Raw genomic sequence first — 20,597 nt, forward strand, 5'->3', positions numbered from 1 at the left:
ATGCCCATGAGCATGAGCTTGGCAGCCGACAGGACGATGAAGGTGATGACGAACAGGATCAGGCCGAGCGCAAACAGCGACGACACGTGCAGCGTCGATTCGGCTTCGGCGAACTCGTTGGCCAGCGTGGAAGCGATGCTGTTGCCGGCGGCAAACAGCGACCAGGACAGCTTGTGGGCATTGCCGATGACAAACGTCACCGCCATGGTTTCGCCGAGCGCGCGGCCCAGGCCGAGCATGACGCCGCCGACGACGCCGGTCTTGGTATAGGGCAGCACGATCTTGCGCACCACTTCCCAGCGGGTGCAGCCCAGGCCGTAGGCCGATTCCTTGAGGACAGCCGGGACGATCTCGAAGACGTCGCGCATGACCGAGGCGATGAAGGGGATGATCATGACGGCCAGAATCAGCCCGGCGGTGAGGATGCCGATGCCCATCATGGGGCCCTGGAACAGGTGGCCGATAAGGGGCAGCTGGCCGAGGGTGCTCTTCAAGAAGGGCTGGACGTGGTCGCCGAAGAGCGGGGCGAAGACGAACAGGCCCCACATGCCGTAGATGATGCTGGGCACGCCGGCGAGCAGTTCGACGGCGGTACCGAGCGGACGGCGCAGCGAGGCGGGGCAGATCTCGGTGAGGAAGAGCGCGATGCCGAAGCTGATGGGAAAGGCGATGAGCAGCGCGATGAGCGACGTGGCCAAGGTGCCGACGATGGCGATGAGGGCGCCGTACTGGTCGTTGACCGGGTCCCATTCGACGGTGGTGACGAAGGTCGGGCCGAACTCCTTGAGCGCCGGCCAGGCGCCGATGATCAGGGAAACGATGATGCCGACCAGGACGATCAACACGCTCAATGCAAACAGAAGCGTGATCTTGTGAAAGAAAAAATCCTGGAGACGTTGCCGGCGCATTGTCGATGCGAGCGGGACATGTGTGGCGACCTTGTTTGCCGCAGCGCTGGCCATTCCGGACCTGGCATGTGCGACGGTAGTGGACTCAATGCTCATGACGATCGCCTTGGACTGGACTCTGGGTAATTCGCTGGAAGGCTTCAACGATACCCGGCAAATATGACTTGGCGATGACGTTGCCGGCCATGCCGTCACGGATACTGCCTGCGACGGCAAGCCCTGTAATTGAATTGAAATATTTCCTGAATAAAATTCATGTCTTTGCAATGGCAGGATTTTCCGGACATCGTCTTGGTCGAGGCATTCACATCGTCAGCCGCAAGAATCAAAGCGTTCCTGTTCAGCACGAAAGGGCTGGCGGTCTTCGTATTGATTGTCACCATGCTGTTCCTGGCAGCGATCTGGATCATCACCTTTGCGCTGATCGATAATGAAAGGCGCGTCGCCGTCGAACGCTCAGCGGTCGAAAGCGAAAACATTGCCTCCATCGTGGCGGCCAGCCTGGACGAGGTTCTGGGACGCGCGCTGCTCTATGCGCAGCTCGGCGCACCCCGCGCGACAGGCGAGCGCCTGTCGCCTCCTTCGTCCCCTCTCAGCCCTCTCGCGTTCGGTGACAGGGCATATCTGCGGATCGCATTCTTCGCTCCTGACGGCAGTCTTTCCTATTCGTCATCGAAACGTACGACCGAACCGGAGCTGGCCGCTTTCACGCAGCGCAGTCTTGGCGGCATGGCCTCTCCGGAAAAAGACCTGATCCTGATCGAAGCGCAGGCTGTCGCCAATCAGCACGCCGCGTGGCGGGTTCCCCTGGCAGTACCCCAATGGGAGGACGGCAAGCTGACCGGCGTCATGGCCGCATTCATCGACCTCGGCTATTTCCTGCAGCTTTACAAGGATGTCGACATCGGCAGCCATTCCAGCATCGAGATCATTCATCATAACGGCGCGCAGATAGCGGAATTGCGCAATGCCATGCTCTCTTCCGGCCTGCAATATCCAACTGCCGACCACGGCGCCATGCTGGCTTCACCCGAAGAGAAGGGAGCGGTCAGCATGCTTCACCCCGCCACTGGCCAGATGGTCACGGGCGTCTTTCGCAAGCTGACGCGGGAGCCGCTGCTGATCACTGTCACGCGGGAGCAGTCGGCGATTCTCGCGGACCTGGACTCCCGTCATCGCAACTATCTGGCACGCGCGGGACTGATGTCGCTCGGGCTGGTGCTTTCCGCGGCGGCGCTGGCGGTGCTCGCGCGGCGGCAGCGCTTTCTGTACACGGATCTGACCCGGTCCGAGCAGCAGAAGCAGGAACTGATCGAGCAGCTTCAGGAAGAGAAAGACCGCGCCTATGCGCTGGCATCGCAGGACTATCTCACCGGGCTTGCCAACCGCAGGATGTTTCATGAACTCGCATCGGCCGAGCTGGCGCGGGCCAAGCGCAGCCGCAAGGCCTATGCGCTGCTGTTTCTCGACCTGGACAAGTTCAAGGCCATCAACGACACGCTGGGACATGGAATCGGCGATCTGCTGCTGCAGACGGTGGCCGAACGGCTGCGGCATTCGCTGCGCGCCTATGATCTGGTCGCGCGGCTTGGCGGAGATGAATTCGTCATCCTGGTGTCCGAACTGGAATCCGAGGAGCAGGTGACGCGCATCGCCTCGAAGCTCATCGAAGTCATTTCCGCTCCTTATCCGAATCTTGCCGGCCATGATCTCGAAGTCGGCACCAGCATCGGCATCGCGCTCTGTCCGCGCGACGGGCACGACATCGAAACGCTGCTCTCGCACGCGGATGCGGCGATGTACAGCGCCAAGCACATCGGCCGCGGAACCTACCGCTATTACGACGCATCGCTCAATATTTCGTCGGCCCGGCAGCTTGAACTTGCATCACGCTTTCGCCGTGCCATCACGGACGGCGAATTCCGCCTGCACTTCCAGGCCAGGGTGGAGCTGGAGCATTACCGGCTGGTGGGGCTGGAAGCGCTCGTTCGGTGGGCGCATCCGGAGCACGGCCTGATCTACCCCGGCGAATTCATCCCGCTGGCAGAGGAAAGCGACGTCATCATCGCGCTGGGCAACTGGGTCATCGATGCCGCCTGCCGGCAGATCGGTGCCTGGCGCGATGCAGGACTGCCGGTGGTGCCGGTGGCCGTCAACATGTCGGCCAGACAGCTGAACGACCCTGCGCTGGCGGAACAGATCATCGCCACGCTGGACAGGCATGCGGTTCCGGCCGACCTGTTCGAAATAGAAGTGACCGAAAGCGCCTTTGTCGACAACATGGACATCGCGCAGAGCATGCTGGAGCGGCTGGCCCGGCATGGCGTCAAGGTGTCGCTGGATGACTACGGCACCGGTTTCTCCGGCCTGACCTACTTGAAAAAGCTGCCGATCACGGCAGTCAAGATAGACAGGTCCTTCGTGCGCGACATCCGCAACGACACCAACGATGCAATGATCGTTTCCTCCACCATATCGCTGGCGCACAACCTCAAGCTGCAGGTGGTTGCGGAAGGCGTAGAGACGAAGGAACAGGTCGTCCATCTGAAAACCGCCGGATGCGACCAGGTACAGGGTTTTTATTTTCAGCGACCTTCGGCCGCCGATACCATCGAGCCATTATTGAGACGCGGTCATTTTGAAATTCTATAAATCCATGCTGCACAGCATTCTTCGTGCATGGGGCCCCGGCCTGCGTGTACTTGCGCTGCTGGTGCCAATTATGCCGCTGGGGCCGATGCTCGGCATCGCCGAGGTTTGGGCTGCCGCTTGCGAACGGCCGGCGCGGATCGTCTATTCCATGGTGCCCGAGTCGGAACCCAGGGAAGCGCTGGCTGCCTTCACGCCCATCCTGAACGACTTGCGCGAGAGCCTCGGCATTCCCGTCGACACCGCCGTTCCCTCATCCTATGCCGCCGTCGTGGAGGGTCTTATGTCCGGCGCCATCCATGTCGCTCGCCTCGGACCGGCGTCATATATCGCCGCGCGCAAGGCCGATCCCGGCCTGAAGGCATTTGCGACCTTCTCCCGGAAGGCAGGCGCGTTCGGAGGCGAAGGTCCGTTCTATCATTCGCTGCTGATCGTCAGGAGCGGCGGCAGGTTCTCCGCACTGCGATCGCTGCAGGGAATGCGGGTCGCACTGGTCGATCCCGACAGCACCTCGGGCGCAAGACTGCCGCGCCGATTGCTGCCGAAGACGACCGGCATTTCTCTTGACCGGTATTTCAGGCGCGTGAGCTATGCGGGCGACCATGCGCAGGCCGCGCTCGCCGTACTGAAACAGGAAACGGATGCCGCCTTCGTTTCCAGCACCCAGCTATCGGCGCTGGTCGAAGCGGGTAAGGCGTCGGCTCAGGATTTTCGCGTGCTGTGGCGTTCCCCTCCCATCCCCATGGATCCCTTCGTCTATCGGGACGGACTATGCGAGGACATCAAGGCCAAGATACGTAACGTCTTTTACCGCCGCGACGGCAGGCTGCCAGATGCCGGGTTGAAGAGCATGGATGCGACCCGCATCCTGCTGCTCGGCGACGAGGCTTTTGACATCCTGCGCGACGTGCTTTGACACGCCGTGCAGCCGGCCTCCAGGTTTCAGATCAGTCCTTAGAAACCAACTGCCGCTCCCCGAAAGAACGTATCGGCCAGATTCCGCAGCACCGCCGCGCTGTGCGTGCCTTCGATGGCGGCGTGCGCCGCCTGCAGATAGTCCTGCACCTTGCGCTGCGCGCTGCGCACGCCGATGCGGGCGACGATGTTGGTGCCGTCGTCATCGACGTCCTTGATGTCGTCGAACATTTGAAAGGCCAAGCCGAGGTTGGTGGTAAAGCGCATCACCTTCTCTTCCTGTTCAGGCGTCGCATGGCTGACCAGGCAGCCTGCTTTTGCCGCGGCCTGGAACAGGATGCCGGTCTTGAGCTGGTGCATGTCGGCGACGGCGGCGGGGCTGGGAATGCCGCCCTTGGCCTTCAGGTCGATATACTGGCCCAGTGACAAGCCGTTGGGCCCGACCGTGGCACACAACAGCTGGATCAGCTGGAGCCTGAGGTCGCCGGCGAGCTTCTCGTGCGAAGCAATGATGCACTGGCTCTGGGTCAGCAGCGATACGGCCGCCAGTATCGTGAGGCTTTCTCCGTATTCGACATGGGTGCACAGCCGGCTGCGCCGCTCGCGGTCGTCGTCCATGCAGGGCAGATCGTCCAGGATCAGGGATGCGCAGTGAATCATCTCGATAGAGCACGCCACCTGCATTGCATCCTCATGCGCACCGCCCAGGTAATCCGCCACTGCCAGGGTCAGCAGGGGCCGGATACGCTTGCCGGGGGCGAGCACGCTATAACGCATTGCGGCATTGACCGGAGAAGAATGCGTCGAGGCAAGCAGTTCGTCCAGACGGGAATTGACCAGCGAACGGGATTCGGCCACCCAGTCCTGCTCGGCGCTGACAGGAAGGTCGTTGGCTAACATAGATACGGGAACTGCTTGTCAGTGATGGGCATACCGTTCTCCTCCTGTCTGTGTTTCCCTGTGCGGATTAATCGGTTTAGCGGCTTAGCGGCTGTAATCCCCGGCGTCGCCAAGATCGTTCGGGTCGTTGCGGCGCGCATCCCGGTTCTTCTCGACGTCGACATGCGCCGGATCGGTGAAGCCGGTGGCATTGCCGGTGCCTGTGCCGCGTCCGGTCGACTCCTGTTTCGGAGGCAATACCGAATTGTTCCCGATGTTCAGGGGGTGCTTTGCATCGTGCTTATGCTGGCCTTGCTGGCGGTCACTGTTTTGCATCTCGATTTCCTCATGATCGTGCCGGAAGGCAGCGCGGAATCAGGCATGCTTGCCGGCTTTGTTACGATTCGCGCCCGCATGCATTCCATTCAGCAAATAAGAAGTGGCATGCTGCGGAGCCCGCGCTTCGCAGTTAGACATCTAAGATCAAAAAGGTTTGTTGTTCAAGACAAATCATGAACAAATTTGGAGGGCAGAGATTGACGGCCGTCAGGTTTATTTATAAGTAACTCCCACACGATTGCTGAGGCTTCACTATAATCCACGCTGAACCGCACCTGCGATCCACAAGGGTCGACCAGCCCAGCCCCGCTGCTCCGACCCGACGCCGCGAAAAACGGCCATGCCGGATCCGTTCAATCAGTAGAAGAACAATGTATTGTGAATCTTGCAATGTTTCATGGCGACATTGCACGATTGTGGTCTATCCATCAAAATCGCTTTCACTTATTGCAAGACAACACTGCTGATGACGACTGACGACCGTACGAAGCTTATCTCCCGGCTTTTGGCCTTGGATGCGTCGGCACAGGGATCCCCGGATGCCATCGCGGACCGTGCCGTCTGGCTCTGGGAAAGATTGGCTAATCGATTAATACCGCTTATCGGGCAGATGGGGTTCGAATCCCTGTATGCTCGCGCTGTTCATTTTTCGCAATCCGAATGCCGCAGCATCTCCATTTACACACTTGGACAAGAAACTGGCTTTCTTCAGAAACTCAGGGAGGACCTTCTGTGTCTGGAGTATGACATTGCCGCACAATGCGTGACGGTTTTGCTGACCAGGTTCATCGAACTCGTGGCGGCGATGATTGGCGAAGCATTGACGGGACATATCCTGCAGTCCGCCTGGGATGAACACAGCGCCCGGTGCGGCACGAGGGGAGTTTCAGAATGACAAAAAAAGTAACGCTTGAAAAACTGCCTACCGGCGTTCCGGGACTGGACACCTTGCTGGCCGGCGGAATCCCCAAGTACTCGTTCAACGTGATCACCGGCAGCCCTGGCAGCGGCAAGACGACGCTGGCTCATCAGATCATGTTCGCGCTGGCCAATCCGAAGCGAAAGGCCCTGTTCTTTACCGTCATGGGCGAGCCGCCGCTGAAGATGCTGCGCTACCAGCAGCAATACAGCTTCTTCGACCCCGGCAAGGTCGGCCCCTCCATCCGTTATCTGAATCTGGCGGAAGACCTGCAGAAGGAAGGCTTCGACGGGGTGCTGGACCGCATCCTCAAGGAAGTGCGCGACTTCGAGCCGGAACTGATCTTCGTCGACTCCTTCAAGTCCGTCGTGCAAGCGACCAAGGACACCGTACAGAGTACGGCCAGTCTGCAGTATTTCGTGCAGCGCCTCGGCATTCACCTGGCCAGTTGGCAGGCAACCACCTTCCTGCTCGGCGAGTACGCCGAAGCGGCGCAGGAAGAGAATCCGATCTTCACCGTTGCGGACAGCATCATTCACCTGAGCCAGGAGTTCGAAGAGGATGAAATGGTGCGCAAGATCGGCGTGATCAAGATGCGCGGCACCGCCCACCAGACCGGCCTGCACCGGTTCCGGATCACGGACCACGGTCTGCAGGTGTTTCCTCGCCTGCTCGGCGGCATTGTTGCCAGCAGACACAATGCGCCGCGTGCAAAAAGCCTCGGCCAGCGGCTGTCCACCGGATGCACCGGCCTGGACGACATGCTCGACGGCGGACTGCCCGCAGGCTATTCCACCATCGTCCTGGGTCCGCCGGGCTGCGGCAAGACGATGCTGGGCACGTCTTTCCTCGGGGCCGGCGCCCGCATCGGGGAACACGGCATTATCGTGTCGTTCGAACACAGCTTGTCGCATTCGGTCAATACGCAGCTCGACGCCCTGATCGAGCAAGGCAGCGTCACCGAAGTACGCCTGACGGCGCATGACCTGACCGTCGAGGAATTGATCAGCGCCCTTCTCGATGCGGTGGATCGCACCGGGGCCAGGCGCATCGTCATCGACTCGCTGTCGGCGCTGGAACTGGTGATCGCGCCCCAGTACCGGCCGCAGATGCTGGAGTCGCTGTACCGGATGCTGACGCACCTGCATGCGCGCGCCATTACCGTCATGATGATCAGGCATGTTGTGAACATGACGCAGCCCGTGTTCTCGCAGGGAGACTTCATCGTCGACGCCATCATCGCCATGCGCTATGCCGAGATCGATTACAAGCTGGTCAAGCTCATCTCGGTTCCCAAGCTGCGCGCCAGCCGGCACAGCGCCGAGGTGCGCAGCTTCAAGACCACCGCGGATGGAATCGAGCTGGTCGATTCGATCTGATGCTGACGGTGCAGCCAATGCAAGGGATTCAAGAAAAAGGACGCCGCATCGTGACGCATCGTGATCGTGATACACCATGAAAAATGAATCGAATCCCGGTCTGCAGGATGACGTACGGGTCAGGCAGGCGATAGACAGCGTCGTGCAAGCCGTTCGCGGCGGTGGAAGCGGAAGCGAGGAAATACAGTCCCTTCTCGTGCTGGTGTCCCAATTGCGGGAGGCGAACCAGAACCTGGTGCTGGCCGCGGTGAAGGCGCAGGTCCAGCGGGAAACGGCCGAAGCGCGCAACCGGCAGCAGAACGAATTCCTGGCCATGCTTGCGCATGAACTGCGCAATCCGATCGCCCCCATCGGCAATGCCGCCAGCCTCCTCGAAAAGATCACGGCGGCCCATCCGCTTCTGCCGAAGATACAGGGCGTCATCAGCCGGCAGGTGAGCCACATGGCGCGCCTGATCGACGATCTGCTCGATGCATCCCGCATCACCAGCGGCAAGGTCAGCCTGGAAAAATCCAGTATCGCGGTCAATGAAGTGCTGAATCGCGCGCTTGAAGTCGTGCGTGCCACCATCGACCAGCGGCGCCAGCAGCTCATGGCCGAACCGCTCGACACCGAGGTGATGGTCGAAGGCGATCTGATCCGCCTGTCACAGGCACTGAGCAACATCCTCGTCAATGCCTCCAAGTTCACGCCGGAAGCGGGCGAAGTCAGCGTGAGCATGAAACAGCAGGGCGATGCCATCCATATCCTGGTGCGGGACAACGGCATCGGCATCGAGCCCGAACTGCTGCCGCATGTCTTCGAACTGTTCCGCCAGGGACCGAGGACGCTGGCCCGCAGCGAAGGCGGGCTCGGCATCGGGCTGTCCGTGGCGAAGGCGCTGGTGGAAATGCACGGCGGCAGGATCAACGTTCACAGCATGGGACGCAACCTGGGCAGCGAATTTACGATCGTGCTGCCCGTCGCACAGTCGGGACCGCCAGGAACGGCCGGCGCGGAGCCGGCTCCTCTCACGGCATCTTCCGCCTGCCGCCGCATCCTTCTCATCGAAGACAATCCCGACACGGGCGCCACGCTGCAGCTGCTGCTCGAACTCAGCGGCCATCAGGTCACCGTCGCGCTCGACGGACTGAGCGGCGTGTCACTGGCGAAAGACGGCAGCTACGATGTCGTCATCTGCGATATCGGACTGCCCGGCCTTAACGGCTACGGCGTCATCACCCAGATCAGGCAGCATCTGGAAAGACGCCAGCCGTATGCGATCGCCGTTTCCGGCTATGGGCAGCCGGAAGACCGGGCCCGCGCCATCAATGCCGGCTTCGACGAGTATCTGGTCAAGCCGGTGAAGACGGAGACGGTGCTGGGACTGATTGCTGCGCAAGACGCAGTGTGATTCCGCAGACCATCGAGCAGCGGGACCAGCGCGGAATGACTTGCCGCAACAGGCTGATGGAAGTATGCACTTCGGCTGCGTGCTGGTTACGATTTGTTTCCTGAGGAAAACATTTATTCCCTCAACTGCTATACTCGGCGACAAATCGCACGGATAACCTCCTTCGTCGCCTCGCTGATTTCCAACAATCAAAAAAGCCCAAACCAAGCTGCGGGAAATCTGTCACACCAATTATTGTTTTGAGAATTCAGGGGATGTCTTTGACCGGAGACCTGTCAGCGAGTGAGCAAGCCTTGCAGCTCATCGAGCAGGTTGCAGATATCGCGTTCATCATTACTGATGCCGAAGGAGTCATTACCAGCTGCTCGGCCGGTGCGGAACAGCTTACGGGCTGGACTCGGGGCGAGATCGTCGGTCAGCCTGCCGCCGTGATATTTTCACCCGAAGACCGGGCTGCCGGCATTCCCGGCAAGGAAATGGAAACCGCACGGCGCAACGGCGCCGCCGCCGATGTCCGCTGGCTTGTCGCCAGGAACGGAGATCGCTTCCTTGCCGAGTGCAAGCTGACGCCGCTGAGGACGCCCGACGGTCATATTGCAGGCTATGCGAATACCCTGCGCGATATCACCTCGGCAGGCAGGCTGCAGGAAAGCGAAGCGAAATTCCGGGCGATGGTCAATGCCACGCCGCACATGGTGTGGTCCTCATTGCCTGACGGGACCGGGGACTACTTCAACGAACGCATGACGGCGTTCACCGGCATGCCCGAGGAGCGGCTGTACGGTCACGGATGGGCCGACCTCGTGCATCCTGATGACCGGGCATCCGCCATCAGCGCCTGGATGGCTGCATTGCAAAAGGGAGAGTCGCTGTCCATCGAATTCCGCTTCCGCCATGTTTCGGGCGAGTACCGATGGGTACTCTGCCGCGGCGAGCCGGTCAAGGATTGCGCCGGGAACATCATCAGATGGATAGGCACCAATACCGATATCCATGCCCGGAAGACCGCACAAGCCAGGCTGGCCGAAAGCGAGGAGCGTTTCCGCATACTGGCCACAACGACGGCGCAGGTCGTCTGGATTTGCGATGCCAAAGGCGAAGTTGTGCTCGACTCCGCTTCCTGGCGAGCCTTCACCGGCCAGACGGAAGCACGGTTGAGAGACCTGGGTTGGATCGACGCCTTGCATCCCGATGATCGGGAAAGGACGATGGAAGCCTGGACCCGGGCGACTCGTGAACGGAGCCTCTATGAACTCGAATGCCGCGTGCGCCATGCCAGCGGCGAGTACCGCTGGATGCTGAATCGCGCCGTCCCCCTGCTGGACAGCGACGGCTCGGTCCGGGAATGGGTGGGAACCTGCACCGACGTGACGGACAAGAAGCAGACGGAAACCGCGCTGAAGGAAACGCGGAGACGCCTGGACGCGACGCTCGTCGCCAGCGAGGTCGGCACTTTTGCTTGGAACATTCAATCCGACCAGGTGTTCGCCGATGCGAGCCTGATGCCGCTGCTCGGGGTGACGGAGCAGGACATCCAGGGAGGCCGCGCCGAAGCCTACCTGAAGGCCATTCATCCCGACGATGTGAACGCGGTCAGGAAAGCCCTTGAAGGCGTCGTCACCTCGGGCAAGACATATCAGGCCGTCTATCGTGTCGTGCTGGCTCCGCACGGCGAGCAGCGCTTCGTACACGCACGCGGCAAGGTGGAGTTTTCAGCCGACGGCAAGCCGTCATGGCTGACGGGAATCGTCATCGACGTGACGGCATTGAAAGCGGCCGAAGTCGAACTGCGCCAGAAGGAACAGCAGTACCGTGCCCTGTTCAACTCCATCGAAGAAGGCTTCTACATCGTCGAAATGGTCTTTGATGAATCGGGCCGGGCCGTCAATCACCGCTACCTGGAAGCCAATGCCAGCGTTGCGCGCATTACCGGAATCCAACATGCCGCCGGCAAGCTGGCGACCGACCTGATTCCGGAATACGACCCGGCATGGCGCGAGCTGTTCCTCAACGTGCTGGAAACCGGAGAACCGGGGCAAGCGCTGGTCGAAGTGTCAAGGTGGGGGAAGTGGCTGGACTTCTCCGTGACCCGGCTTGGCGAGCGCGCCGAGAACAAGCTGGCCGTCCTCGTGCGCGACATCACCGAGCGCAAGCGGCATGAGGATGCGCTGCGCTTTCGCGAAGAACGCTACCGCGCGCTGTTCAATTCGATTGACGAAGGCTTCTACATCATTGAACTGATCCGAGATGACGCGGGCAAGGCGGTCGACTACCGCTTTCTCGAAGCCAATCCCGCTGCGGAACGGCATAACGGGCTGCGCAATCCGGTCGGCAAGAGGCTCAGTGAAGTCCTTCCGTCGCCCAAGCTGGAGTGGGTCGCGCGTTATGACAATGTTGTCAGGACGGGCGAGCCCGAGCGGTTCAGCGACTATTCGCCGTCACTCGGGCGCTGGTTCGACATTTCCGTGTCGCGGCTCGGCGATGCGTCCAGCCGGCAGGCGGCCATCCTGTTCAACGATGTCACCGAGCGCAAGCACAACGAGGAAAAGCTGCATCGGCTCGCCGCCGATCTGCGCCAGGCCAACCAGCGGCAGAACGACTTCCTGGCGACGCTGGCCCATGAGTTGCGCAATCCGCTGGCGCCCATCCGAACAGGGCTTGACCTGATCCATGCCGGCATGGAGGTATCGCCGCCGGTGGCGAAGGTCCATGAAATGATGGACAGGCAGGTCAATCATCTGGTCTATCTGATCGATGACCTGCTCGACCTGGCACGCGTCAACAGCGGCAAGATCGTATTGAAGAAGTCGCGCAGCCCGCTCAAGGAAATTGTTCGGCATGCGATCGAAGCCAGCATGCCCATGATCAATGCGAAGGGCCATCATCTTGAAACTGAGATCGTGGAGGAACCCATCTGGGTCGATGCGGACATCAACCGTCTGCGGCAGGTGATCGGCAACCTGCTGACGAATGCGGCCAAGTACACGCCGCACGGCGGCAATATCATGCTGTCCCTGCAGCGAAGAGACAGTGAAGCGCTCATCAGCGTGTCGGACAACGGCATCGGCATCGCGGCGGAAGATATCCCGCATCTCTTCGACATGTTTTCGCAGATAGGACGCGGACTCGGCCATGCCGAGGGCGGGCTGGGCATCGGGCTGAACCTGGTCAAGCGGCTGACCGAAAAGCACGGCGGGTCGGTATCCGTATCCAGCCCCGGTCTCAACCAGGGCAGTACCTTCACCATCCGCCTTCCTGTCGCGCAGCGCGGCACCGATGGGATGGCGGCAGAGACCTCGCAGGAGAACATGCCTGCGGCAAGTGCCTCGCTGCGTGTCCTCGTGGTGGACGACAACATCGATGCCGCCCAGCTGCTGAAGGAACTGCTTGCGGTGAACGGCCACACCGTGCGGCTGGCGCATGACGGCGCGGAGGCCCTGGAAGCCGCGCGGCAGTTCATGCCGGACCTGGTCCTGATGGATATCGGCATGCCGAAAATGAACGGTTACGAGGCGGCGAGTGCGATGCGCGAGGAGCCGGGCCTGCAGCACGCCGTGCTGGTCGCGGTGACCGGATTGGGTATGCAGGCCGACGAAGCAAGATGCCTGTCCGCCGGTTTCAACCATCACCTTGCGAAGCCGGTCAGTCTTGCCAGACTGGCTGAATTGATCGCACAGGTTCAATGACTGCGCTTGTCATGTTGCGTCTTGATCGGGGGACGCGAGACGCACGACAATGACGGACGAAACCCTTCCTGCGAATTCGCCCTAAGCAAAAGATACCCGGGGCGCGACCGGCTGGGTCTCCGACGGCGGCAGCGGCCTCGAAACGAAGTATCCCTGGATCTCGTCGCACTGCAGCGACTTGAGCACCCTGGCCTGTTCGACCGACTCCACGCCTTCGGCCACCACTTTCATGCCCAGCGAATGCGCCATCGTGATGATGGCGGTATAGAACACCTTGCCTTCCCTGGATTGTTCAAGCTGCGCGGTGAAGGCCCGGTCGACCTTGAGGACGTCGAAGTCCATGCGCTGCAATTGCGACAGCGATGAATAGCCGGTGCCGAAATCGTCGACCAGAAGGGTAATGCCCATGTCGCGTATGGAGCGGATGGCCGCCGATACGCTTTCGCTGTCGCCCATCATCGACGATTCCGTCAATTCCACTTCGATCAGGGCAGGATCGATGCCGTGCCGTGCGATGCAGCCGGCCAGCGCCTGCGCCGGATTGGCATTCTGAAAATGGAGCGCGGAGACATTGACCGACACCGGCACCACCTGCCTGCCGTTCCTGGCCCAGAAGGCGAGCTGCGCGCAGACCTTGTCGATGACCTGTTCTCCCAGCCTTGCAATCAATCCGGCATCTTCGGCCAGCGGAATGAATTCGTTCGGCTCGATCAGTCCGCGGATCGGATGGTGCCAGCGCACCAGCGCCTCCATGCTGGTGGTGACGCCGCTGCTGGTGGAAACGCGCGGCTGGTAGTGAATCACCATCTGGTCGTGCTCGAGCGCATGCCGCAGCTCCATCTCCCGCTGGTGGCGCGAGCGCAGGCGCTCCGAGAAGTCCGCATCGAAGAAGCAGTAATTTCTTTTGCCTGACGTCTTGACCGAATACATCGCCATGTCGGCATTGTTGAGCAGCAGGGTGGCATCGGTGCCGTCCTTCGGGAAGACGCTGATGCCGATCGACACGCCGACGCCATACACGCCCTTGGAAATTCGGAAGGAGGAACGGAATGCGGCGAGAATCCGTTCGGCCACCTGGGCGGCATCGTCCGCGTCTTCCAGCGATTCGAGGATGACCAGGAATTCGTCGCCGCCGATGCGCGCGACCCTGTCCTGCGGGCGCACCGCGTCTTCCAGGCGCCGCGCCACGTTGCGCAGGATGTCGTCGCCGGCGTCATGGCCCATGGTGTCGTTGACGGTCTTGAAGCCGTCGAGATCAAGGAACAGCAAGGCCAGCATCGTTTTCTCACGCCCGGCGCGCTCGACTGCTTCAGGCAGGAAGGCATTGAGCCAGTGCCGGTTCGGCAGACCCGTGAGCGCGTCCTCGTTGCCGCGCTTCTCCAGTTCCGCCACGTGCGCCTTCATCTCGCTGATATCGCGCATGGTGATCGCCAGATCGTCATCCGGGCGCGACACGCGGATGTTGAGCCACTGCGGGCCCCTCAGGCGCAGATCATGCAGGTCGACCTCGCCTTCATAGAAGCGATGCTTCATGGCCTTGGCCATCATCTTCATCGTACGCTCGGCCGCCTCGCCCTGGTAGAGCGCCGACAGCCTGGCACCCAGCAAGACGCTGCGGCGAACATCGAGCAGCCGGGCCGCCCTGTCGTTGCAGTCGATGATCCGGAAATCTATCAGCCGCATCTGCTTATCGTAAATCGGCCGGGCGATGACGAAACCCTCGTTGCCCACTTCGGTCGCGGTACGATAGGTGGCCTGGACCGTCTCCACCTGATGCTTACGCCAAGCCAGGTGCAGCGACACGCCCATCGCAACCAGGGTAACGACGGCCAGCAGCGCGGTTCCTGCGGCGGCATTCCGGATGACGTCCCTGCGCCATTCCCGGTACGGCGCCAGCACCGCCTCCTGGTCCAGCCCGGCCATCGTGATCATTCCGTAATCGACGGTCGCCTGCCAGCCGACATACCGGCTGCGGCCGTCGACGAACCATGCGCTGCCGTCAAGGTGCCGTCCGTCCTTCCAGTCCTTCAGGGCGGGCTGCCTCAGCAAGGCTTGGCTCTTTTCGCCCGGCAGGAAAATGGTTTCTCCAATGCGCGCAAGCCTGACCCGTTCATCCGCGCTAAGGATGGCGAAGAAGCCGTACGTCTTCAGCGTGGTCTCGTCATAGGCGGAGGTGAAGTAGTCGGGAGTGACCGACACCAGGACGATGCCGTTGAAGCTGCCGTCCTCTGCGGACAGCCGGCGGGAAAACGGGACGACCGGAGTGCGCGAAAAGTTGCCGATGCGTGCCGTGCCGATATAGAACAGGTCTGCAGTCTCCAGATGCGCACGGAAGTAGGGTTCTTCCGCGATATTGACGCGCGCTGCCGAGGGAATGGTGCTGCTCACCAGATTACCGTTGCGGTCGATCAGGCTGATGAAAAAGCCGGATTCCATCGATTGCAGGCGCGGATGGCGGAACCTGGAAGGCTGGAAATTTCCGTTGGAGGTTTCCGATCCGTACTTGATAAAGAGCGTGAGCTGGTCCACCGCCTCAAGCGCCCGGAACAAATGGTTCGCATATGCCCTGCTGAGGATGCCGGCTTCATTGATTGCGTTGGCTTCGGCACTGGCTTGCTCTCTTTCAAGGTAGCCCAGCAGCACGCTCCATCCAATCAGCGCAAGAACGAGAGACTTGATCGGCCAGAACAGCAGCAGCCATCGTTTCCGCTTCATGAACCGCAGGTCGCCGAACGCGTCCCTGAGGCGCGCGGCGGATGTCTCGAACCGACCGGAAGATGCCATGGGCAGAACTCCATCGACACTGGACCAGAGGGTCTTACCTTACACCAGCGCCGGTCCTGCACCATTCCGGATCAGCGACTTTGCTTGATTTTCCACAGAGCGCGATTTTCCCGCAGGCGACGCGGCTGCGCAGGAACATGTCATGCATGCCTTGCTCTAATCAATTCGAATTTCTTTTGGTCACGCCTATGTCTTCGCAGCTCGGTCTGGTATGCATTACCCATTCGCAGGATGTGCGCTATCGCACCATCACCCGCAAGCGCCTGCTGCAGCACACCCATGATGTGCAGCAGAAATTACTGGAAGAAATCTATCGCGACAATCTGCAGCGTCTCGATACCGGCCTGCGTTATTGCGTGCAGGAAGGCATACGGCTCTACCGCATGCCGTCTTCGCTGTTCCCCTTCTCGGACGAGGACGTCGGCCGCGAGGTGCTTGCAAGATTGGCCGGTGTGGTGGGCCGCGTCGGCGACTGGGCAACCCGGAACGGCATCCGCCTCGTCATGCATCCGGACCAGTTCGTGGTGCTCAATTCCGATTCGGCCAACGTGGTGGCGAACAGCATCAAGATCCTGCAGATGCATGCCGACATCATGGATTTGCTGAACCAGCCGCGCTCGCCCTGGGCGCTGCTCGAAATCCATGGCGGCAAGTCGGCGCGCGGCCAGGCGCTGATCGACTGCATAGGCCGGCTGCCGGAAGCGATTCGTTCGCGCCTCGGCCTGGAGAATGATGAATATGCCTACGGGGCGCAGGAAATCTACGAGATCTGCAAGGCGAGCGGCGTGCCGATGGTGTTCGATGCGCATCACCATGTGATCAATGAAGGCCTGTCGAGTTACGAAGATCCGAGCGTCGAGGAAATGCTGCTCAAGGCGCGCGAAACCTGGCACGACCCGGCGCAGCAGCTGGTGCATATCTCGAACGGCCGCACCGCTTTCAACGACCGCAATCACTCCGATCTGATCGAAGTGCTGCCGTCCTCCTATGCGCAGGTGCCCTGGATCGAGATCGAGGCCAAGTTCAAGGAACTTGCGATTCAGAAGATCCGGCAGTCGGGTGTAGCGCGGCTTTAGAAAGACATGGAGAATCGCCGGTCTTCCAGTGCGGCCGAAGAAGGCCGCACTGTCCGAATATCACCGCAGTGAAATCACGTGCCCGAGCATTTATTGCTGTGCCAGGGGAATGGCGATGCCGATGACGGCATCCTCACCTGAGAAGCTGCCGCGATAAGTTGCCTTTCCCGTGGGCAGACTGATGCTGTACAACGATACGTTGCCATTTGCTTCCTTGAGCGAGGCAAGCCCTCGTACATCGACGGTGACGCCATCCCGAACCGTGCTGTAGATATCGAATCCGGCGGTTGCCGATACATCCTTGCCCAGCTTGCCGGTCGATGCCAGCGTTCCGTCATTGGGCGGTGATTGCAACGCGACCTGGTCCAGGCTGGTATCGATGACATAGAGGGTGGTGGCAGTCGACGGGTCGAGATCGTTGTTCGTGTAGGCGGCCGCGGTAACGCCGGAAGCATTGGGACCGGTGCCGTTGAGCGGTGTGGCCGGCGGGTAATCGAGCGGATCATCGACCAGCGTCACGCCTGCGGCATTGATGTTGTGCCTCAGGTTCTGGCCGGTATCGCTAACGATCCGCAGGCGATCCGCCGCCGGATTGAAGTCGACTCCGAAAGAATTCCCTTCCAATGCCACCGTGACCTGACTGACCTTGGTCGCGGCGGCATTGCCGGTGTCCAGCATATACACGCCTCCCGACTTGCTCACTCCATACAGCTTTCCGTCCTGCACGCGATAGTCGATGCCGACCAGCGTATCCCCCGCCATCAGGCCGTTCACCGCACCGATGGCGCGCGCCTTGTCAGGCTTGTTTTCATTGAAGGAAATGAGCCGCTGATCTTCAGTCAGGCCGATAACCTCCAGAAAGCGGGGCTTCTGGTCATTGCCGCCTTCATTGGCAGCCGCTTGTTTGCCTGCTTCGTTTGCAGCATGTGCGGAAAGCATGGTTGCAATGAATGCCGCGGCAGCTGCCGGACGCAGAAAACGTTTCATGATGTCTTCCTTTGTAAAGTCGGCGCACGCTTGTCAATCGCGTCTCGTCGATCCTGTTGAGGTGAATTGCATGCCAGCCGATGCATGAACCGCGACTGCCGTCCGGAGTCATTCGCAGGCATGTGCCGGCGAGACTGCTTCAGTCCGAACGATCCGCGGAAACGATCGACATCCTTACTACCCGCGGGAAGACAGATTGGATGCAGGGGGAAGAAAAAATTTTTATCCGACGAAGGAGGATTGCGCCGATGAAGTTGCAATCACAGCGGAACCGCTTTTCCAAGAGCAAGGATTGCGCCGGTCGGCCGGTCGAGCGGTGATCCTGATTCCGGCTCCAGCGTCACTTCGAACAGCTGATTTGTGCTGATACCTGGAAGTTTGCTTAACGGCACGATGGCATGCTGGTCAGTCCCGAGCAAGCCCAGAGACGTGGGTCCGGCTGCGCCTTCCGGCTTCGTCCAGAATTGCAGTGCCTTACCCGGTGGCACGGAAACTGTCGCCAGCGGACGCAGACGCGCCGCCTCCTTGTCGACTTCCACGATCCAGGAGGCGCCTGTGCTCTCATTCTGTAGCACCGCGACATAGTCAGGCGGGCGCGATGCGGGTACAGTAATGAGCAAACTGAACGCAAGCAGGGCGGAAGCCATCGCGCCGGCGAAACTGCTTGCGCGCCAGAACGGCAGGCTGTGCCATAGGCTGAATGTTCGGCGTACCTGTGTCTTGCGGGGCAAATCGCTTTCGATACGCTGCCAGAGGCCGTCGGAAGGCGCGATTTCGCTCTCGGGCGGGGACAAGGTCAGCAGACGGTCATTCCAATCGCCGACAGCCGCCGCCAGCGCGGGATTGCGTTGCAATTCTCTTTCGAAAGTCGACCTTTCCTCAGCCGACATCAGGCCCAGCGCATATTCGCCGGCCAGCACGTGCATTTCATCTCGATCGGCGAAGTTCATCCCAGGCACTCCTTCAGCAGGAGCAGCGCACGTCGCGTCCAGGCTTTCACGGTACCCAACGGGCGCTGCAGATGCGCGGCGATCTGGGCGTGCGTATATCCGTCGACATACGCCAGCAGAATGCACCTGCGCTTGTCTTCATCGAGATGTCCCAGGCAACGATGCAGTGCGGAAGCGGCACGATGCTGCGCCAGCGTTTCCAGGGGGCCCGCACTGTCTTCGTCTTCTCTGTCTGCCATTGCTTCAGGCGTGGCGACTTCGCGCTCCGCATTGCGTATCGCATTGAGCGCGCGATGCCGCACAATGCTGTAGATCCAGCCGCGTGCCGAGCCCAGCGACTTGTCGAAAGTGGATGCCTTGTGCCAGATCTGCAGAAAAGCGTCATGCAGCACTTCGTCGGCGATCTCGCGCCGGCGGACAATGCGCAAGGCGACACCCATCAGCCAGCGTGCCTCATGTTCATAAAGACGGCGCAGCGCGTCCCGTTCGCCGCGTGCGCATGCCAGCAACTGTGCTTCGTAATCAAAGGTCTCGGTCAGCATCCAGTTGCCCGTTGGGATTCTTCTTGTGTAATTGCCGGCATTCCATTCAATACACGTGGCGAGGCATTATAGGACTGTGCTTTTGAGAATGACGCTTGTTGGATTTCATTGTTTAAGCAAAATCATTATGGCCTGGAGTCGCGGACGGATATTGCACGCTTCTTGCTGCAAATTTAAGGGGCTTGTCCATATTCCCTTACGGCCTTGCGTTTTTTACCGTACGTCGTGCCATCTTCATCGTCGCGTCCGGCCATCGGCATTCTGGCAAGCACACTTAGTAATCAGTGGTGATGGTCAGGTGATGCGGCATCGCACCGCAGGCACCGCGGTTCTGCCACAGGACGTTGACCATGGCCGGCTCGGAGACGCCCAGATGCCGTGCCATCATCTGCATGCCCAGCACGGTTGCCGCGCGAATCGCACCCTCCTCCTCGCTGCCGCGCAGAAGCAGGACATGGCTGTCGATCTTCGCGGCCAGCTCCGCCGAAAACCGCAAGGCCTTGATGGAACGCATGACGCGCGGCATCTGGTAGTTGGCGGCGACGCATACGTCGCAATCAACGGCGCGGCCCTGTTCGCCCAGATAGCTGGCGAACCACATGACCGCAAGCTGCGCTCGCATGAGATAGGGGTCCTGGCCGAAGGAAACGGGAAAACGTTGTGCAAGGCGCTGCGCGTCGCCGGCACCGAGCGAGCCGGCGGCAGCCGAGGCCATCAATTCCGCGGCGGCCTGTTCCAGGCGGTTCTCCGCCAGCACTTCGCGCAGGAAGTGAGCCCTGCGCTTGGGCAGCGGAATATCGCCGAAGAGTTCGCTGACCGCTTCCGGCTCGCCGGAACCGAGCCGCCGGCGCAGGCCCGCGGGCGTCGCCTCCTCGCCCCAGGCATGCGCGAATGCCGCCTTCAGGCCGTTGGTTCCGCCTTCGCCGCGCCAGTCGTAGCGCGACATGCCTTGCGGTGTCGGGGTCCAGAACATGAAGTTCAGGCTGTTCAATGCAATGCTGTACGCTGCCGCCCCGGCAGCTGTTCTGCCCGCGCGATGGCCGGACAGCCCGACGGACATGTGGGTGAAACGGTCCGCGCGCGCCGGCAGGCGCTCGATCGCCTCGGCATCGATGGCGACGAGTTCGGGCCGGTAGTCGAGCCTGGCCCGGGCAATGAGGCGGTCCTTCGCGCTGTGGTGGTCTGTCATCC

At 60.9% G+C, this 20,597-nt stretch carries 15 protein-coding genes; 7 read left to right on the top strand and 8 right to left on the bottom strand.

Annotation, left to right across the window (positions count from 1 at the left end):
- On the bottom strand, window positions 1-962 hold a 962-nt coding region (gene pstC / locus IGW03_RS26900; protein ID WP_194725660.1), incomplete at its 3' end, for a phosphate ABC transporter permease subunit PstC.
- Window positions 963-1,163: 201 nt separating this feature from the next.
- On the opposite strand from pstC, the gene IGW03_RS26905 reads away from it, so the two are divergent.
- Both IGW03_RS26905 and IGW03_RS26910 read left to right on the top strand, forming a co-directional pair.
- Entirely contained in the window at window positions 1,164-3,560 is a 2,397-nt protein-coding gene (locus tag IGW03_RS26905; RefSeq protein WP_228536118.1) for a putative bifunctional diguanylate cyclase/phosphodiesterase, read from the top strand.
- On the top strand, window positions 3,547-4,473 hold the full coding sequence (locus IGW03_RS26910) for a phosphate/phosphite/phosphonate ABC transporter substrate-binding protein (RefSeq protein ID WP_194725627.1): 927 nt from the start codon (window positions 3,547-3,549) through the stop codon (window positions 4,471-4,473). The genes IGW03_RS26905 and IGW03_RS26910 overlap by 14 nt, the downstream gene beginning before the upstream one ends.
- A gap of 38 nt (window positions 4,474-4,511) precedes the next feature.
- Here the strand turns inward: IGW03_RS26910 and IGW03_RS26915 are convergent, their stop codons facing one another.
- Together IGW03_RS26915 and IGW03_RS26920 are read right to left on the bottom strand one after the other, a co-directional pair.
- Window positions 4,512-5,372 (bottom strand): polyprenyl synthetase family protein, encoded by an 861-nt coding sequence (locus tag IGW03_RS26915; RefSeq protein ID WP_194725628.1) that lies wholly within the window; start codon window positions 5,370-5,372, stop codon window positions 4,512-4,514.
- 84 nt (window positions 5,373-5,456) lie between these two features.
- Window positions 5,457-5,687 (bottom strand): hypothetical protein, encoded by a 231-nt coding sequence (locus tag IGW03_RS26920; protein WP_194725629.1) that lies wholly within the window; start codon window positions 5,685-5,687, stop codon window positions 5,457-5,459.
- Between the two features lie 400 nt (window positions 5,688-6,087).
- On the opposite strand from IGW03_RS26920, the gene IGW03_RS26925 reads away from it, so the two are divergent.
- From IGW03_RS26925 to IGW03_RS26940, 4 genes are all read left to right on the top strand, one after another.
- Entirely contained in the window at window positions 6,088-6,585 is a 498-nt protein-coding gene (locus IGW03_RS26925; RefSeq protein WP_194725630.1) for a hypothetical protein, read from the top strand.
- Window positions 6,582-7,988, top strand: a complete 1,407-nt coding sequence (locus tag IGW03_RS26930; protein ID WP_228536119.1) for a DUF7125 family protein — start codon at window positions 6,582-6,584, stop codon at window positions 7,986-7,988. The genes IGW03_RS26925 and IGW03_RS26930 overlap by 4 nt, the downstream gene beginning before the upstream one ends.
- A gap of 76 nt (window positions 7,989-8,064) precedes the next feature.
- Window positions 8,065-9,381 carry a hybrid sensor histidine kinase/response regulator gene (locus IGW03_RS26935; RefSeq protein WP_194725631.1) on the top strand — a complete coding sequence of 439 codons (1,317 nt, stop codon included), beginning with the start codon at window positions 8,065-8,067 and terminating at the stop codon, window positions 9,379-9,381.
- 254 nt (window positions 9,382-9,635) lie between these two features.
- Window positions 9,636-13,067: a PAS domain S-box protein gene (locus tag IGW03_RS26940; RefSeq protein ID WP_194725632.1), complete on the top strand. Its 3,432-nt coding sequence runs from the start codon at window positions 9,636-9,638 to the stop codon at window positions 13,065-13,067.
- A gap of 81 nt (window positions 13,068-13,148) precedes the next feature.
- Here the strand turns inward: IGW03_RS26940 and IGW03_RS26945 are convergent, their stop codons facing one another.
- Window positions 13,149-15,851: a bifunctional diguanylate cyclase/phosphodiesterase gene (locus tag IGW03_RS26945; RefSeq protein ID WP_194725633.1), complete on the bottom strand. Its 2,703-nt coding sequence runs from the start codon at window positions 15,849-15,851 to the stop codon at window positions 13,149-13,151.
- A 188-nt stretch (window positions 15,852-16,039) separates the two neighbouring features.
- Here IGW03_RS26945 and uvsE point away from each other — a divergent pair, with 188 nt between their 5' ends.
- Window positions 16,040-16,927, top strand: a complete 888-nt coding sequence (uvsE, locus tag IGW03_RS26950) for a UV DNA damage repair endonuclease UvsE (protein ID WP_194725634.1) — start codon at window positions 16,040-16,042, stop codon at window positions 16,925-16,927.
- 90 nt (window positions 16,928-17,017) lie between these two features.
- Here uvsE and IGW03_RS26955 read toward each other — a convergent pair whose 3' ends face one another.
- The 4 genes from IGW03_RS26955 to IGW03_RS26970 all read right to left on the bottom strand — a co-directional run bounded on the left by IGW03_RS26955 (window position 17,018) and on the right by IGW03_RS26970 (window position 20,595).
- Entirely contained in the window at window positions 17,018-17,914 is an 897-nt protein-coding gene (locus tag IGW03_RS26955; protein ID WP_228536120.1) for a DUF4394 domain-containing protein, read from the bottom strand.
- A 260-nt stretch (window positions 17,915-18,174) separates the two neighbouring features.
- Window positions 18,175-18,864 carry an anti-sigma factor gene (locus tag IGW03_RS26960; RefSeq protein WP_194725635.1) on the bottom strand — a complete coding sequence of 230 codons (690 nt, stop codon included), beginning with the start codon at window positions 18,862-18,864 and terminating at the stop codon, window positions 18,175-18,177.
- Complete coding sequence (locus tag IGW03_RS26965) at window positions 18,861-19,406, bottom strand: sigma-70 family RNA polymerase sigma factor (RefSeq protein ID WP_194725636.1); 546 nt, start codon at window positions 19,404-19,406, stop codon at window positions 18,861-18,863. The genes IGW03_RS26960 and IGW03_RS26965 overlap by 4 nt, the downstream gene beginning before the upstream one ends.
- A gap of 274 nt (window positions 19,407-19,680) precedes the next feature.
- On the bottom strand, window positions 19,681-20,595 hold the full coding sequence (locus IGW03_RS26970; protein ID WP_194725637.1) for a queuosine salvage family protein: 915 nt from the start codon (window positions 20,593-20,595) through the stop codon (window positions 19,681-19,683).
- Window positions 20,596-20,597 lie beyond the last annotated feature (2 nt).

It is taken from the genome of Noviherbaspirillum malthae, assembly GCF_015352985.1.
Taxonomy (GTDB): Bacteria; Pseudomonadota; Gammaproteobacteria; order Burkholderiales; family Burkholderiaceae_D; genus Noviherbaspirillum; species Noviherbaspirillum malthae.

Coding starts and splice junctions, on each gene's coding strand:
- IGW03_RS26905 (WP_228536118.1), top strand. CDS start 1,164: ATGTCTTTGCAATGGCAGGATTTTCCGGACATCGTCTTGGTCGAGGCA.
- IGW03_RS26915 (WP_194725628.1), bottom strand. CDS start 5,372: ATGTTAGCCAACGACCTTCCTGTCAGCGCCGAGCAGGACTGGGTGGCC.
- IGW03_RS26920 (WP_194725629.1), bottom strand. CDS start 5,687: ATGCAAAACAGTGACCGCCAGCAAGGCCAGCATAAGCACGATGCAAAG.
- IGW03_RS26925 (WP_194725630.1), top strand. CDS start 6,088: ATGGCGACATTGCACGATTGTGGTCTATCCATCAAAATCGCTTTCACT.
- IGW03_RS26930 (WP_228536119.1), top strand. CDS start 6,582: ATGACAAAAAAAGTAACGCTTGAAAAACTGCCTACCGGCGTTCCGGGA.
- IGW03_RS26935 (WP_194725631.1), top strand. CDS start 8,065: ATGAAAAATGAATCGAATCCCGGTCTGCAGGATGACGTACGGGTCAGG.
- IGW03_RS26940 (WP_194725632.1), top strand. CDS start 9,636: ATGTCTTTGACCGGAGACCTGTCAGCGAGTGAGCAAGCCTTGCAGCTC.
- IGW03_RS26945 (WP_194725633.1), bottom strand. CDS start 15,851: ATGGCATCTTCCGGTCGGTTCGAGACATCCGCCGCGCGCCTCAGGGAC.
- uvsE (WP_194725634.1), top strand. CDS start 16,040: ATGTCTTCGCAGCTCGGTCTGGTATGCATTACCCATTCGCAGGATGTG.
- IGW03_RS26955 (WP_228536120.1), bottom strand. CDS start 17,914: ATGAAACGTTTTCTGCGTCCGGCAGCTGCCGCGGCATTCATTGCAACC.
- IGW03_RS26960 (WP_194725635.1), bottom strand. CDS start 18,864: ATGAACTTCGCCGATCGAGATGAAATGCACGTGCTGGCCGGCGAATAT.
- IGW03_RS26965 (WP_194725636.1), bottom strand. CDS start 19,406: ATGCTGACCGAGACCTTTGATTACGAAGCACAGTTGCTGGCATGCGCA.
- IGW03_RS26970 (WP_194725637.1), bottom strand. CDS start 20,595: ATGACAGACCACCACAGCGCGAAGGACCGCCTCATTGCCCGGGCCAGG.